14 protein-coding genes are annotated in these 16287 nt (G+C 39.0%); 4 read left to right on the top strand and 10 right to left on the bottom strand.

Annotated features, from left to right (window positions below; all coding sequences use genetic code 11):
• Positions 1–3: 3 nt before the first annotated feature.
• From ISU02_RS09685 to ISU02_RS09670, 4 genes are all read right to left on the bottom strand, one after another.
• A complete protein-coding gene (locus ISU02_RS09685; protein ID WP_194701626.1) occupies positions 4–1086 on the bottom strand; it encodes an ABC transporter permease in 1083 nt (360 codons plus the stop codon).
• On the bottom strand, positions 1079–2632 hold the full coding sequence (locus ISU02_RS09680; RefSeq protein ID WP_407646431.1) for an ABC transporter ATP-binding protein: 1554 nt from the start codon (positions 2630–2632) through the stop codon (positions 1079–1081). The genes ISU02_RS09685 and ISU02_RS09680 overlap by 8 nt, the downstream gene beginning before the upstream one ends.
• 181 nt (positions 2633–2813) lie before the next feature.
• Positions 2814–3977, bottom strand: coding sequence for a BMP family ABC transporter substrate-binding protein (locus tag ISU02_RS09675; RefSeq protein ID WP_194701624.1), 1164 nt, complete (start codon positions 3975–3977; stop codon positions 2814–2816).
• 100 nt (positions 3978–4077) lie between these two features.
• Positions 4078–5394, bottom strand: coding sequence for an amidohydrolase (locus ISU02_RS09670; RefSeq protein WP_194701623.1), 1317 nt, complete (start codon positions 5392–5394; stop codon positions 4078–4080).
• A 374-nt stretch (positions 5395–5768) separates the two neighbouring features.
• On the opposite strand from ISU02_RS09670, the gene ISU02_RS09665 reads away from it, so the two are divergent.
• Positions 5769–6767, top strand: coding sequence for a LacI family DNA-binding transcriptional regulator (locus tag ISU02_RS09665; RefSeq protein ID WP_194701622.1), 999 nt, complete (start codon positions 5769–5771; stop codon positions 6765–6767).
• 157 nt (positions 6768–6924) lie between these two features.
• On the opposite strand, the gene ISU02_RS09660 is transcribed toward ISU02_RS09665, so the two are convergent.
• The 6 genes from ISU02_RS09660 to ISU02_RS09635 all read right to left on the bottom strand — a co-directional run bounded on the left by ISU02_RS09660 (position 6925) and on the right by ISU02_RS09635 (position 13487).
• Complete coding sequence (locus tag ISU02_RS09660) at positions 6925–8004, bottom strand: adenylate/guanylate cyclase domain-containing protein (protein ID WP_194701621.1); 1080 nt, start codon at positions 8002–8004, stop codon at positions 6925–6927.
• Positions 8004–8546 (bottom strand): V4R domain-containing protein, encoded by a 543-nt coding sequence (locus ISU02_RS09655; protein WP_194701620.1) that lies wholly within the window; start codon positions 8544–8546, stop codon positions 8004–8006. Before ISU02_RS09655 ends, ISU02_RS09660 begins: the two co-directional genes overlap by 1 nt.
• Positions 8547–8919: 373 nt before the next feature.
• The gene (locus tag ISU02_RS09650) at positions 8920–10893 is read right to left on the bottom strand and encodes an FAD-dependent oxidoreductase (RefSeq protein WP_194701619.1); all 1974 of its coding nucleotides are present in this window, start codon (positions 10891–10893) and stop codon (positions 8920–8922) included.
• Between the two features lie 140 nt (positions 10894–11033).
• Entirely contained in the window at positions 11034–11867 is an 834-nt protein-coding gene (locus ISU02_RS09645; RefSeq protein WP_194701618.1) for a MerR family transcriptional regulator, read from the bottom strand.
• Between the two features lie 91 nt (positions 11868–11958).
• Positions 11959–12705, bottom strand: a complete 747-nt coding sequence (gene truA / locus ISU02_RS09640; RefSeq protein ID WP_194701617.1) for a tRNA pseudouridine(38-40) synthase TruA — start codon at positions 12703–12705, stop codon at positions 11959–11961.
• Between the two features lie 182 nt (positions 12706–12887).
• Complete coding sequence (locus tag ISU02_RS09635) at positions 12888–13487, bottom strand: Crp/Fnr family transcriptional regulator (protein WP_194701616.1); 600 nt, start codon at positions 13485–13487, stop codon at positions 12888–12890.
• A gap of 505 nt (positions 13488–13992) precedes the next feature.
• On the opposite strand from ISU02_RS09635, the gene ISU02_RS09630 reads away from it, so the two are divergent.
• The 3 genes from ISU02_RS09630 to ISU02_RS09620 are packed head-to-tail and all read left to right on the top strand — an operon-like array spanning position 13993 to position 16249.
• Positions 13993–14811: a transporter substrate-binding domain-containing protein gene (locus tag ISU02_RS09630; RefSeq protein WP_228727778.1), complete on the top strand. Its 819-nt coding sequence runs from the start codon at positions 13993–13995 to the stop codon at positions 14809–14811.
• A gap of 9 nt (positions 14812–14820) precedes the next feature.
• Entirely contained in the window at positions 14821–15522 is a 702-nt protein-coding gene (locus ISU02_RS09625) for an amino acid ABC transporter permease (protein WP_194701615.1), read from the top strand.
• Positions 15512–16249 (top strand): amino acid ABC transporter ATP-binding protein, encoded by a 738-nt coding sequence (locus ISU02_RS09620; protein ID WP_207736249.1) that lies wholly within the window; start codon positions 15512–15514, stop codon positions 16247–16249. The genes ISU02_RS09625 and ISU02_RS09620 overlap by 11 nt, the downstream gene beginning before the upstream one ends.
• Positions 16250–16287: the final 38 nt, after the last annotated feature.

Genomic DNA, 16287 nt, shown 5'->3' with positions numbered 1-16287 from the left:
TCTCTACCCCTCCAAGTTTGCTGTAATATATTTATCTTTTGCTGTTTTATTCTCTGATTTTAAGCGCCACTTCGCCAAGAAATGCTCTGCTGCAATGAGTAATATGATCACTGCTTGAATGATGGCTATGATCTGATTGTCCACATCACTTCTTCTGGACATTAAATCTGCTCCGATCCTAAGATAGGAAAGGAAAAACGCTGCAAACGGTACATATTTAGGATTATTTTTAGTCAAAAGCGCGATGATCACACCATCCCATGCATACGACGCTGGCGAATCCCAAATAAAGCGCTTGTACATACCCGACATTTCAATGGCACCACCGACACCTGCAAGTGTCCCTGCGATAAATTGTGATACGATTAGGACTTTAGCTGTATTGATGCCTGAATACTTGGCAAAATTCAGATTATCGCCCACGACTCGTAGCTCATAACCCCATTTGGTCTTATAAATATAGAAGTAGACTAACACCACCGAAGCCATTGCAATTAAGAATCCCACATGCAATCTTGTGCCCTCAAGAATTCTCGGCAACGCAAATGTAGGGTTGAATTTATAAGATGCAAATACGCTCGCCTGCGGATCCCTTAAAAAATAATTGATAATATAAAGACCTAAAAAGTAAAAAATATAGTTCATCATCAGCGATGAAACCAGTTCATTGGCCTGCCATTTGATTTTGATAATCCCCGGCAAAACACCGATGATACCCCCTACTATACCTGCAATCACCATTGCCACAAAAGGGTGTAAACCCACAGGCAATACAAATTTAATCGCAACAAATGAAGCCACTACGGCACCCATATAAAAACAACCATCTGCAATCAAACTAAAGTTTTTAGACTGATACACGATACAAAGTGAAAGCCCTGTGAAGGTTAAGGGAATCATCATTTCCAGTACATTTGAAAAGTATTTTAACTTTTCAAAGGGTGCGAATAGGAAAACACTCAAACTGTAAAGTGGTGTTTCACTTGTGATTAAAATGAGTAATGCCGAAACGCCAATTGCAATAACAAGCGCGAGCAAAATTCGCAAAAGTTCAAATAAATCGACACTATGCTTCCACTTACGCATGACATGCCCTCCTTATCTCTTCGGCAGTTTGTGTTTTCACACCTAACATATAGAGTCCCATCTCCTCCTCTGTAATCTCACTGGCCTCTGGAAAGTACCCTACAATATGACCTGAATTCATAACAATCAACGCATCACTTAGAGATAAAATCTCATTTAAATCCGCAGAAGCGAGCAAAACAGCATTGCCATTGCTTCTTCTCTCTATTATTTTTTTACGAATAAATTCAATCGCCCCGACGTCAATGCCTCGTGTCGGCTGATTGATCACCAAGAGTTCACTGTCCGAGCTGAACTCACGGCCAACGACGACTTTTTGAATATTACCACCGGATAGACCGCTCACCAAAGTCTTTTCACCTTCTGTCTTAACATTAAACGATGCAATTAAATCCTTAGCAAACACTGCGATTTTCTTATAATCAAGTAAGAATTTATTTTTGACAAACGGTGCATTATCATATTTATCTGCAATAAAATTGGATGCAACATCCATTTTAGGCGCAATACCCGTTTCCATACGATCTTCAGGAATATGTGCAACACCCAGTTGACGAATTTTTTTAATCCCCAATTGAGTGATGGGGTGTTGATTTACGTAGATCTCACCCATTGTAGGTTTCTTCATCCCAGTGACCAGTTCAATCAATTCAGACTGTCCATTGCCTTCAATGCCTGCAATCCCTAATATTTCACCTTTTCTGATACTAAAGGAAACTTTGTTGACTGCTGTTTTGCCAAGTTCGTCCACATAAGTGACGTCCTTGACATCTAAGAAGGTCTCACCCACATGCTTTTCAGGCTTATCAATATCTAGCTTCACATCACGCCCCACCATGAGCCTTGAAATTTCCTGTTCGGTTACTTTATCCACCTCATAGACGCCTACAGAACGCCCATCCCTCATAATCGTCATGCGATCACAAAGTTTTTTGATTTCATGCAATTTATGAGAGATAAAGACAATCGTATGTCCTGATTGCTTTAATAATTTAAGCTGTTCAAAGAGTTCCACAATTTCTTGTGGCGTCAAAACTGCCGTGGGTTCATCCAAGATAATAATTTTAGCCCCTCGATAGAGCGCTTTTAAAATTTCGACTTTTTGCTTTTGGGATACAGAGATGTCTCGCACTTTTACATTTGCGTCAATTGACAATTTATACTTTTTAGCAAGTGCTTTGGTTGCTTCAATCGCTTTTTTCTGATCTAAGAAAAATTTGCCTTTTATTTCACTGCCAAGAACAATGTTTTCAGCCACAGTTAAACTTGGCACTAACATAAAATGTTGATGCACCATGCCAATACCATAATTCAAGGCATCTTGAGAGGATTTCATCACGATGGGATTTCCCTTTAAATATATTGCGCCTTCAGTTGGTCTTTGCATCCCAAAGAGCATTTTCATCAAAGTTGATTTACCCGCACCATTTTCGCCCACAAGTGCGTGTATTTCTCCTTCTTTGAGTGAAAAATCGACTTGGTAATTTGCAACTACCCCACCTGGGTAAATTTTAGTGATTTTATCCATTTTAATGATTTCAGTCACCTTGCATTCACACCCTTTCGAATCAATATTATCATTACCTATACCCCTTTAAACTCACTAAGAACAATTACCCGATTCTCAATTTATCATCGGATTTTGTTTAAAACTAACTTCTGACGCTCTATTCAATAAAGAAGCTTGCAAAGTTGCAAGCTTCTTTATGAAGAGGATATACGAATTGTTATTGTACTGATGCTTTAATGGCACTAAGTGTATCAGAGTCCATGCCAATTGCAGATGGTACGACAATTGTACCGTCAATAACTTGTTGCTTTAGATCTTCTACTTTGTCTACAACCGCCTGAGGTACAACGCTTGTGGATGGATCATAAGGCGCAAGACCAACCCCATTATTCTCAAGACCAATTTCTTCAGCCTTGCCAAGTGGAAGTGTGCCTTCAAAATACATATCTGCCGTTCTTAAAAGTGAGTTATCTACACGCTTAAGTGCTGATGTGAAAATTCTAGCTGCTTTTTCCGGACTATCTGCGAAAAGTGCGGCTTGATCTGAATCGACGCCAATTGCATAGCAATTTGCTTCATTAGCTGCTTCAATTTGACCTAGACCTGCTCTACCAGCAACATTGAAGCCAATATCCACGCCTTGATTTTGATATTGAATCAGTGCAAGCTCTTTGCCCTTTGCCGCATCACTATAAGAGTCAATATATGAGATATCCACTTTCATGTCTTCATCAATATACTTCGCGCCTTCGATATACCCCACTAAGAAGTCGTTGACAACAGGGATATCCATTGCACCTAAAAAGCCAATTTTCTTATCTGGATTGATATTATCAATATCAGTCATCGTTGTCATTTGTGCTGCAAAAGCACCTGCTAAAAACCCAGCTTCATTTTGTTTATACGTAATTGAATAAACATTGTCGAGCCCTTCGATACCTTCATAGTCCACTGCAGTATCAAATAACACATACGTCTTGTCTGGATAAAGCGGTGCAACTTCTTCCACAGGTTCTTTCATGTGAAAAGTCCCTGTTACAATGATATCCCAATCTTCATCTGAAACGTCTTCTAGCGTTGGAATGAATTTTGTTTTATCAGAACCCATTTCAATCGTCTTAAGCTCTACTTTGTCGCCATATTTTTCTTTAATCATGTCCATGCCTGCTTGTGATGAATCGTGAAACGATTTATCACCAAGTGAACCCGAAACCAAAAGTACTATTTTAGTCACTTCTGCTGGAGCCGTTTCTGGTGCTGTTGCCTCTGAAGAGGTTTCTGCAGGTGTTGCCTCTGGTGCTGGTGCAGCTGATTTAGAGCCACAGGCAACCATAACCGTTGCCAGTGCAAGCACAAGTATCATACTTAAAATCTTTTTCATTGTCTTGTTTCCCTCCTACATTTTATACATTCTCTAATATTATAAAGTATCCTTAGTCTAGGACACCAATATAATCATTTTTCTATTTGTAAGCTTTCTTCTATTTTGAGCTCGACTTCAATTGCACGTCGAGCAATCCATTTTTTAACCATCGCTCCACATAGCCTGCCTTTGTATCAGAAGGTGGATTCTCTTTAATAATTTTTTTTGCCAGTACCGCATCGTCACAAAGCAAATCATAAAGTGTCATTGCAATGGCTTTTGCCGGTGTGATATAAGCCATTTCCTCATCTACAATGCAAAAGTTCGGCCCATGAATATTGCCGCTAAAACCACTAAAACCAAATTGAATCGTAGGTAAGATCGCACTTAAATCGCCAATATCTCCAGATGCTGTGGATTCAAACCCATCGATAATGTTTTCATCTCCAATTAAAGTGCCCAGATTTTGCTTCACAACTGCAGACAAGTCTGCACATTGATGGAAGGGTAAAAAACCAACCGCATCAATGATTTCACATGTGGCACCTACGGCATAGGCCCCAGCATCAAAAGCACGATTCACCTTCTTATTTGCCTCCACCAGAGCATCTAATGAATTCCCTCTTACCATGGCTTCTAAAACCACTTTACCTGGGACACTGTTTACTGTTTCTCCGCCTTCTTTAATAATCGCATGGACCCTGATTTTATAAGATTCATGAAAAGTCTCTCGCTGTGCATTCACTGCACTGAGTCCAATGGTCGCCGCATTTAAAGCATTTACCCCAAGGTGAGGTTCAGCACCTGCATGTGCTGTTTGCCCATGATAAATAATTTGTTTTGAAATGAAACCGTTTAAAGTGGCATTCACATCTGCTTTCTGTCCTGCTACACCACCCATGCTATGGCAAGAGATCACAAGATCTACATCATCAAATATACCTTTTGAAATCATATCCTGTTTACCTGAATAGTATGAAACTTGCCCTGCCTTAACAAGCTCTTTTCGATATTCCAAATCTGTAAATTCCTCAGCAGGTGTTCCCACAAGCGTAACTCTCCCACCTGTTTTTTCAAGCATACCCGTTTCATAAATTGCCTGCATCACACCAAGCATAATCGCAACTTGATTGGAATGCGCACAAGCATGGGCCGCATGTTGATCTTCTGATGCAAAGGGATGACCAAAAGTTGGAATGGCATCCATCTCTGCAATTAAGCATATATTGATGCCCTCTTTTCCAAGCATGCCTCTTAACCCCGTTATCGCTATATTGTTTTCTACCTCTATCCCCAAACGCTCCAAATAGGTCGTCATTTTTTCAGCGGTTCTAAATTCTTTAAAACCCAGCTCTGGATTTTTAAAAATAGTATTGCCTATATCAATAATCTCTGCTTTATGTTTTTCAATGGTGCTCACTAGCAATTCTTTCATTATAAAACTCCTTATTTTTGAGAAAACGGTCCCTAATAGTTCGTGTTTTATTTCTGAATTCAAATATCTGAATTTGTAATTTTGTATATAAATCATTATTTTACAATGGTTACACTCTGTTTTAACTCATGTTCTTCAAGAAACAACATTTTTCTTCTTTTTGAGGGAACGGTTTCTATGATATGATTATAGCATCTCAATATATTTCCGTAAAGTCATATTTAGTCAAAGTATTAAAAGTCAAAAGTTAATCGACGCTCTTTCCTATAACGTCGTTTACGAAGAGTACACCATGCAACATGGGCATCGGGTTTGTGAGAAAATGACCTTTGACACTCTAACTCTATTTAAAGATTAATCATCAGGAGGCATTTATGAACATCAAAGATGTTGCAAAGCTCGCTAAGGTTTCTAAATCCACTGTTTCAAGAGTTCTAAATAATCCAGAGCGTGTAAATGCTGAAATGCGTCAACGCGTATTAGAAGTGGTTAGAGAAACCGGTTACCGACCTAATGCTCTGGCAAAAGAACTGGTTATAAAAGAGACGCGGTTGATCGGCGTCATCGTTCCACGTATTAATACAAATGTTTTTGCCGATATTGTAGAAGGCATCACACTGCGCTTATCAGAAAATGGCTATAACGTGATTTTACTCTGTTCAAAAGCAGATGAAGCTATAGAAATCAGTCATTTTGAATTCTTACAAAAAAAACAAGTAGATGGTATCATCTTCTTTCCGGGCAACATGACTCTTGCTCTCAGAAAGCTTATCAATACACTACCCACACCGTTGATCATTCTTGGTTTAGACGATCCTTTGATTAAGAGAAGTGTGGTCTCATACGATGAGTATAAGTCTTCCAAAGCAATTGTGGAGCACTTTATTCGTCAAGGTCATAAACAAATTGCCTTTATTGGCATTGACAAGGAACGTTCCCCAGTAGGACAAGAACGTAAACTGGGTTACACAGATGCACTCAGAACACATGATTTGCCATTGAACATCGATTATATTTACGAGGGCTCTTTTGAGCTTCAATCGGGATTTGAAGGTGCAAAACATGTCTTTTCAAAGTCTGTAATAAAACCTACTGCTGTTTTTGCAGCGACAGACTACTTGGCCATTGGCGCAATCAATTATCTCCAAAGTCAGGGGTTATCCATACCAGAAGATGTCTCTGTTGCAGGGTTTGACGATCTCGAAATCTCCGTCTTTTTCAATCCTTCGATCACTTCCATTAAATTCGATTACTTTCATTCTGGTGAAGTTGCCGCTCAATTTGTTATTGAAAACATCCAAGAGCCCTCCATCATAAGAAAGTATATACTCGGATTTCAAATTATAAATCGCGATAGCACAAGCGAGCTATAAATCTGTACTTTTATAAGTCAAAACACTTCAGCGTTCTGATCTCTTTAGACAAACACTAAAAAAGGAGCTGGTCAAATCTAAGTGATTAGACGAACCACAGCTCCTTCAAATATGAGTCTCATGCCCACTAAATTGTATCACTTATAAGTTACGACCCCTAAAGTCTGCCTTCAACAAAGTGCATACCACATTCACCCTTTCCTTTGACGAAAATAGACCCTCTTTGAGTGGTCATAAACTTGTCTTTAACCAGTGCATAAACCTCATCCGAAATATTAATTTTCATAGGCTCTGAATTGCTCTCCATTCTCGAAGCAATATTGACCGTGTCCCCGAAGACATCATAAATAAATTTCGTCTCACCAACGATGCCACCCACAAGATTCCCTGTGTGTAAACCTATGCGCACTTCCCATTTCAACATCCAATTTTCGTTGCGTTTATGGAGAAATTGCCTCATGCGCAGTGCCGCTTCAATTGCCCTTTCCGCATGATCTTCAAGTGGCAAATGCATCCCCCAAACTGCTAGAAATGCATCTCCGATGGTCTTAATCCTCTCGCCATCCATTTCGGTGACAATGTGATCAAACTCTTTAAAAATACTGTTGAGCTCATCGATGAGCGTCACAGGATCTATATCTGAAGACTGCTTGGTAAATCCGACAAAATCTGAAAAGAATACAGTAACATTCTCAAAATAGCGCGGCGCACTGTAGCCGTGTTCATTGAGTTCATCAATCACCTTAACCGGTAAAATACTATTTAAAAGCGTCTGAATGCGTTCTTTATCTGCTCGTATGGTGGCGTTGGCATCTTCAAGTTTTTTGTTTTGTTGCTGGATTGTCTCAAAGGCTTCTTTCAATTGCCTTGTCATTTCATTAAATGCGTTTGAGAAATCACCCATAAAATCTACTTTATGACTGAAATCCCCACCTGCAATCTGCTGTGTAACCCAAGTTAGATGTTTCAGACTGGCTTGTAGATTTTTATATGATTGAAGCAAAACCATTTTGCCTTTAGGAGCCTCATAATCCAGTTCTCCTCGTGAAAGAGAATAGCTGAAATCGGATGCCTTATCCAGTTCTACAATCATTTTATTAAAATATTCGTAGAGCTGCCGGATCTCATTGTCCGGCAAATCTTCTGGTATGGCAATGGTCTGCGTCTGCTTCCCACTCACCAGTAGATAAATGGCTTCTGTCAATTGATCAATATACTGCTCTTCAATGGTCAACATCAGCCTTTCACCTCTATCCCGTTGGGTTCAATTGCAAATCGGCAAACGCGATCACCAGAGCACCAACAATCGATTTCCTTGACGTTAAAATCCTTCCCCGTCTGCTCCAAAAGCAATCCTGCTATAAAGCCTTCATCATAGACGCAAATCTCTTCACCTGTCACAGGGAGTCCAGAACAATCCAAATCTTCTGCCACTGTCAACGTCAAAAGTCCATGTTCTAAGTCTGCCTTTTCAACACGCAAAATACCTATTTGCAGTTTTTTTAAAAACATCTGTAGTTTTTCTATGAACACATTCATGTCAGCTTGTTTTCCAACGACGTTTCTTACGAATTCCACACCCGCTTTTTTCCCCGCAGCGAAAAAAATTTGGTTTGTCTGTTCCACACCTAGTATGCGAATCATTTCATCTCTTAACGTAAACTGCATTAATCGATATACATCCACAGGTACATGCTCCCCAAGGTGAGGTCTCCCCAGCTTAACATCACCAAGCATGCCCCATTCAAATATGGATTCGTCTCTTTCTTCCTTAAACATAGCACATCCCCCTTTTTTAGAATAGGTTCTACACCCTTAATATACCCAATTTTTTTAGCTTATAGCAGCTTCGTCGTGTGGATTCAGTAATGCAATGTATACAACAACATTTGTGTCATCTCCGATGCCCCAAAACGATTTTCGCTGACGCTGCTTGAGGGTGAACATGCCTCAGCACAGCTTTCGGCTCAAATCTTGCATACAACAACATTTGTGTCATCTCCGATGACTCAAAACGATTTTCGCTGACGCTGTTTGAGGGTGAACATGCCTCAGCACAGCTTTCGGCTCAAATCTTGTTGTTTTAAAAAGAAAAAGTGGCGACTCTGTTCGTCACCACTTTCCTGATTTTTCAGTTTTAACGTTTTCTTTTTTACTGCTCTAATGCATCCAATGCGGCGTTATTGCCACCAATGCGACCAGAAGTAAATGAATAACCAATGCCAACACCGTTGCCAACATAAGTGTCATTAAAGAGAACCCCTTCTGATTCCAGTCCAACTGCATATAGGCCTTTAATTGGCACTCTTTTATCATTTAAAACCTGGAAGTCCTTGTTGACTAAAAGGCCGCCTACTGATCCCAAATTATTGATCTCTGCGATAATTGCATAATATGGGCCGGATTCTCCCATGGGTACAAGGTATTCAGAAGATTTTCCAAAGTCGTTATCCACACCTGTCTCAATTGCTTTCTGGTAGTTGTTAAAGGCTTCCATAAAATAATCCACATCCATGCCTGCATTTTGTGCAAGCTCTTCAGGGGAATTGCCTTTAAAACCATCACCGTTTGCAACCATTTTTTCAAAGACCTCTTTTACGTCAACCCAAGGTGTATCCAATTTGTATTGATCTTTATAGGGTATATAGAATTCTGGTGGCATCCCTGGTAGTTTCTTTGCACCTACACCAGCCATACCATTGGATTCAAGGGCTTCAAGTTGTGATTCAGATACGATTACCAAATGGTACGCACCATTGAATGCACTGGTATTTGCAGCAGCCACAGCTGTCAAAGTTGCGGTCTCATCTCTAAATCGGTTACCCGCTGGTGCCACGTTCATAAATGAAGGCAAATATGTCAACATCAATGGATAGCTTGCTTTAAACGGTTCATAAGTCTCTTTTAATGCCTTTGTAGATTTTGCAAGAGTTTGATGAAGCATTTGTCCACCGACATTATCAGGTACTTTTGCGCCTACTGACCATGCCATTTCGAGACCTTCACCTATATTTTGGCCAAGTCCACCGTTGATACCTTCAAAACCAAAGAGTTCTTTCACCATTTTTGAATTTGCTGCATAACCGCCAGTTGCAATGACCACGGACTGAGCACTAATCTCTAAAACTGTGCCATCAGCCTTTTCTGCAACAACGCCTACAACATTGCCACTTTCATCTGTCATCAATGACTTCCCAGTGGTTTCAGTCAATACTTGTCCGCCATTGGCTTCAACGGAATCTGCAAGCATTTTTCTGAGGAGCCCTTGTCTCTCTTCATAAGCCGGTAACATATGAAGAGGTTCTCCGGCAAAGTTGAGAAATTTAGTTTGGTAACCTTTTTCTGCGAGCCAATCGTATGTCTCGCCAGATTTTGTAACGTATTGTCTTATAGCACTTGCATCCACACGCCAGTGATTATTCACAATCCAATTGGCAATCTCATCTTCAATGGCAATGTTCAATCCATTTTCTACGGATACACTGGAATTATAAAATTTACCTGCCCAAGATAAATTGCTGGCACCGCCAATTGTTGCCGTCTTCTCAATAAGGATAACTTTTGCACCTGCATCAGCAGCAGAAACAGCTGCAGAAGTGCCCGATGCCCCTGCACCGATCACCACAACATCTGCCGAAAGGTTTTGAGTGACATCCTTATTTTCCTTTTCAACTTTAACGGCTTTTAAGGCCTCTACATTACCACCAGCCTTTTCTACAGCTGATGCAACTGCTTCAAGCATCCCATAGCTCGTCTCAGACGCACCCGATATAGCGTCAAGCCCAAGCGATTGCGTCTTCACAATCTGCTCTTGTAAAGTTTCTAATGCTTCTGCACCAATTCCCTCTGTTTCACTTTGATTGATGACCTCAATCTTTTTTATAGACGTTTCATCGAAAGTAACCTCTACTTCAATTGTGCCCTCTTTGCCCTTAGCTTCACCTTTGTAAGTGCCTGGCGTATACAGCTTATTTTCTGAGGTAGCCGTGCTCTCAGCTACTGGTTCAGAAGGCTCTACCTCTGCTTTAGGTGTACTTTGAGACTGATCTGAACACCCAGCCAATGTCGTCAACAATAACGTCAAAATTAAGCTTAAAGCAAAATACTGTTTAACTCTAAATTTCATATTTTCATCTCCTAGACAATTATTTATCAATCTTATTTTAAAGTCTTGTGCAACACCAGAGTCAATAAATATATCTAAGAAGATGCTCTTTTTAATTTGAAAATACACGATTTCAAAGGTTCTCTAAAGTCTGTACGATTCTATCTCTCAATGGGTATGGCTATTTCAATATAAGAAAATCGTTTTTCACCCACTTTTTCAATCACAATTAACCTGCCAATGAGATTCCCTGCAACGCGAAATCCCAACTTAATACATTCGTTATAAAGCGGCTCAAATAAGCATCTTTGGAACTTGTGATCATATTCTATACAAATAGTGCTCGCTAAGTACTCATTTGCTTCAAAGCTGTCAAAGTCAGATTTGTCTTTAAAACCTAAGCGATCCAAATCTGGTTCGTATATTGCAAGCCCCCAATTGTATTCATCCACTTCTTCATTAGGCTCAACCATTCCATTTCTATTAGAAAATATTTTTGTATCGACGGTCACAGAGTAAAATGTATGCGGTAATGCCGCCATGAGTGATTTAATCAGCTTTTTAGATTGACCTTCATCGATGAGTTCGTCTTGAATTGTCTGCTTAACTCTATATATTTTCGACTTTTTGACAATTTTATATTGACCCAAATCACATTTTAAATTTTTAAGTTCTGCTTCAATTGCGTTCATTCGATTCAGTAAATATTGCTTTTCTTCTAATTCGGATTCAAGCGCTTTTTGTTTCTTCACAATCTGTTGATAAATCTCTTCATAGTCTGACTCCAAGGTGAACTTTGCAGAGACTTTAAGTGAAAAATTAAGACTCCTGTACCATCTGCTCATTAAAAGATTACGTGCATCTAAATCATCGAAGTACCTATAGTGACTCTTTTGATCCTTATTTGGGCTTATAATGCCATAAGTTTCATACAGTCTTATTGTGTCAATTGTAATCCCCAATAAGTCCGAAAACTCTCCAATGGAATACTTCATACATCCTCCATAACAATTGAAATTTTCTTAGATGTTTCAAACCCATTTTGATGGTATTTTTTTCGACAACCACCTCAGAAAAAGCTTTGATCTAATACTCCACATCTACTAGAGTTAAAGCATCCGAGCTCGCTTTGTGGCCAACAAATTTGGTGTCTTGGCTTTTTAAAGCTTGTTCTACTGCATTTATGGGCAATTGACCAAGTCCCACTTGAACAAGTGTCCCCACCATCAATCTTTCCATATTGAGTAAGAATCCATTCGCCGTAATCGTGATAATAATTTCATGTGCCGTGTCTTCTACATCGAGCTCAAAGACTTCCTTCAAAGGGTGCTTTACCTTCTTGTTCGTGGTAAATGCCGAAAAATCATGCGTGCCTAAAAAGGCCTTTGAAGCCTTCTCAATCTTAGAGACATCTAATAATTGATTCATAAGATTTACATAGTATCTCTCGAATAAAGGTCTATTCGGTGCATCTTTCTTCCATAAGTGATACTCATAGGTCACTTTTTTAGAGAGATATCGGCTATGAAATCTTTCGTCCACTGCTTCTATGGATAACACAATGATATCGTCTGTTAAATATTTCTCAAAATAAGTTAAAATTTCGCTGTCACTGAGGCGTTCATCAACCGCTTTAAAATTGACAACTTGACCTGTCGCATGCACGCCGGCATCTGTATTAACAGCACCGACAACTTCAACTTCCCTTTCGTAGAGCTTTAATAGAATGGCCTCAAGTTTACCTTGAATACTCTTTTCTGTATCACCTTTTATCGTGTTAAAACCTTTATATTTTCTACCGTCATATGCAATGCACATTTTATAATTCTGCATTAATTTTCTCCTCTTTCAAATGACATGCAATCATGTCCTCTTTATAAGTCACTATTATACCCTTGCGATCACTATAAATCTACCCGTTAAGCAGAAGCAAGAGACTATAATTGCGAAATGCTTAATGAGCGTACCAAGAGTCAAAATTTGAAAAATCCACTTTACAAAGGACCCCTCTATATTTATTTGTCTCCCTTCTCGATTCTTTTCTTTATTCGACTCAGTGATTCTGGCGTCAGACCAAGATAACTTGCCAATTGATGTTGGGGGACTCTTTGGAACAGGTCAGGTCTATTTTGTTGGAGTGCTTTGACCCTCGCCTCAGGTGTTGACGACATAAATCCTGAAAGATTGCCTTTGATCTCGCCAATTTTTTCCTCTAACATTTTATAGGTCATATCTTTAAGAGCGCTGTATTGGTCAAACATAGCCTCTTTAAGATCCGCAGGCCCCATCACTAAAGTACATTCTTCAACACAACTCAAAGAAAACTTTGAAACATGATCCCGATCACGCTCATAAAAAATAGTAACCCATTGTTCTTCCGTATAAAAATCGCTCGTCAGCTCATTCCCCTGTTCATCCACTCTGTATTGACGAATACAGCCCTTTAGTACAAAAATACAATGATGTGGCGCCTCTCCTTGTTCAAGTAACACTGTGCCCTTTTCAGCAACAACTATAGGAACATCTTTGGCCAATTCTTTTAAAGAAGCCTCATCCATATCTGTGAACTTTTTCATAAATTGAATGAGTAAACGCTCAAAATATTCTTTATCCATATGCCCCCCTTTTTAATATTACATTTTTATCCAAAATGATATGCGCCATTATTGTATTTGCTATCATAACATGGTTTTATTACTTCTATTTTAACTTCAATATCTATTCTAAGCAACCAAGCTCTAAAGGTCTATAAATAGAGCGCACAGCTACATCAAATTTGACAGCAATAGATTATTATGATAGAGTTTTAAGGAATAGTACAATCAAAGTAATGTGAAGTAAGCTAATTGAGTAATTGAATTTCGAGCATGAATACGCCTTGAGTGGATTGATGTAAGCTTTTCGGTAAATGAAATTTTAGCAGAAAAACAATTATTAGAACTGGGGTCTGGTTAGGACGGCAACGTCATGACCTTTGCTACACTTATGTGGCATAAAATGAGCTTATCGCGAAATTTAGACACTCTAACTCTATTGAAAAATAGGGTTAGAGTGTTTTTTTTTACAATTTAATTTCCAGTTTTCTAAAAGCAATAATATTGATATTTCAAGGAGGAAAAAATGAAAGCAATGAAAACAGAATTACACAGAAAACACATTTTAAAAAGAGTGACTTTGGGGTTGCTTATGAGTATGCTTATCCTGACACTTTTCGGATGTCAATCTAAAGAGGAAACTACCTATGACAAAATCTTATCTTCAAAAGAGATGACTTTTGCCATGACGGGTGCTTATCCCCCTTTTAACTTTATTGATGATGACGGCAATCTAACGGGTTTTGACATCGATATTGCCAATGCTCTCGCTGAGCAATTAGGTGTTAAAGCTGTGCCGATTACAACCGCTTGGGATGGCATTATCGGTGGATTAACCAGTAAACGATTCGATACCATCATCGGCAGTATGGCAATTACAGAAGAACGTTTAAAAAAAGTGAATTTCACAGATCCGTACTACTATGACGGTGCACAATTTTTCGTACCGGGCAACTCTGATATTGAAAACTTAGATGCATTACAAGACGGTACTGTTGGCGTTGTCACTGGCACAACTTTTCACGATATGCTAAAAGAAAAGGATAATATATCTGATATTATGCAATTCGAGAGTGATGTCGACAACTTCATGGCTCTTGGACAGGAACGTATGGATGGATTAGTAACTGGTAAATTTGTCGGCTTGCAAGCACCTGAAAAATATGGTGTTGACATTAAACCTGCTGGCAACCTGCTCTATTCAGAAAAGATTGGGATTGCAGTTAGAAAAGAAGATGAAATGTTGCTTGAAAAACTCAATGAAGCGCTTGGTACAATCGTTGAAAATGGCACCTACCAAGAAATCAGTGAAAAATGGTTTGGCGTCAACATCTTAGAGCAATAGGTGATTCCAATGACAACACTTTTAGAACATTTAAATCTCTTTTACTTAAATGTGGTTTCATTTTTTGAAGTCGCTTTAAAATTTGCACCTAAATTTTTACCTGCAGTTGGGTTAACGTTGGAGCTCTCTGTTTTTTCGATATTTTTAGGTACAATTTTCGGATTACTTGTGATGCTGTTAAAGCTCACACGTCTTAAAATATTAGAGAAAATAACCAATCTTTATATCTCCATTGTGAGAGGGACACCTTTGCTCTTGCAACTTTACTTCATCTTTTATGGTCTGCCTATGATGGGCCTAAAATTTAGCGGTTTCACTTCTGCTTGTATAGGTCTCGCCTTTCACAGTGGCGCTTATATCAGCGAAATTTTTAGAGGTGCGATCAACGGCGTTCATTATGGTCAAGTAGAAGCGGGCAAGGCAATCGGCATGAATAGACTGCAAGTCTTTTATTATATTACTTTACCCCAGGCCGTCAAGCAAGCTATCCCTGCACTGGGTAACCAATTTATCATAGCGGTTAAAGATTCTTCACTTGCCAGCGTCATTACCATTACAGAAACTATGCTCATTGCAAGACAATTTGTTGCAGCAACCTATGATCCTTTTCCAATTTTATTTGTAGCAGGTTGTTACTATTATGCAATCATTACACTCCTCAGTTCTATTCTTAAAGTTGTTGAAAGGAGGTTAAGTGTCAATGAGAGATAAAGTCATTTTAGAAATCAAAAATCTTCACAAGTATTTTGGTGACCTTGAAGTTCTAAAAGGCATCGATCTTGAAGTTTATGAAGGTGAAGTCATTAGCATTATCGGTGGCAGTGGCTCCGGAAAAAGTACCATGTTACGCTGTATTAACGGCCTTGAAAAACGTAACAAAGGAGATATTATCTTTAATGGTAAAAACGTTAAACATGGTCAGAAGGAATTTATAAAACTCCGTGAACGCATTGGAATGGTGTTTCAACATTTTTATTTATTCCCTCATAAAAAAATTATTGATAATATTACATTAGGCCCTCGAGTTGTTCAAAATGTTTCTAAAGTTGAATCCAATGAACAAGCTCTCAAACTGCTTGAAAAAGTGGGCCTTGAAGATAAAGCAGAAGTCTATCCAGCCATGCTGTCTGGTGGGCAGAAACAACGTGTTGCCATTGCACGTGCACTGGCGATGAAACCTGATATTATGTTATTTGACGAACCTACGTCTGCACTTGATCCAGAATTGGTCGGCGAAGTTTTACAAGTTATTCAAACCCTTGCCAAAGAGGGGATGACCATGCTCATTGTAACTCATGAGATGGGATTTGCACGTGAAGTGTCCGACCGCGTGATCTTTGTGAACGAAGGTCAAATTGCAGAGATGGGTACACCGGAAGAAATCTTTGAAAATCCACAAGATGAAAACTTAAAAAGATTTATTCAAAGCATTTACTAGAAATGCTTCATTAAACATAATTAAACTAAATGCCCTCA

The sequence above is a fragment of the Fusibacter ferrireducens genome, from assembly GCF_015352425.1.
GTDB lineage: Bacteria > Bacillota > Clostridia > Peptostreptococcales > Acidaminobacteraceae > Fusibacter_A > Fusibacter_A ferrireducens.
The sequence above is the reverse complement of the archived record's forward strand: the minus strand, read 5'-3'. Positions and strand labels throughout refer to the sequence as shown.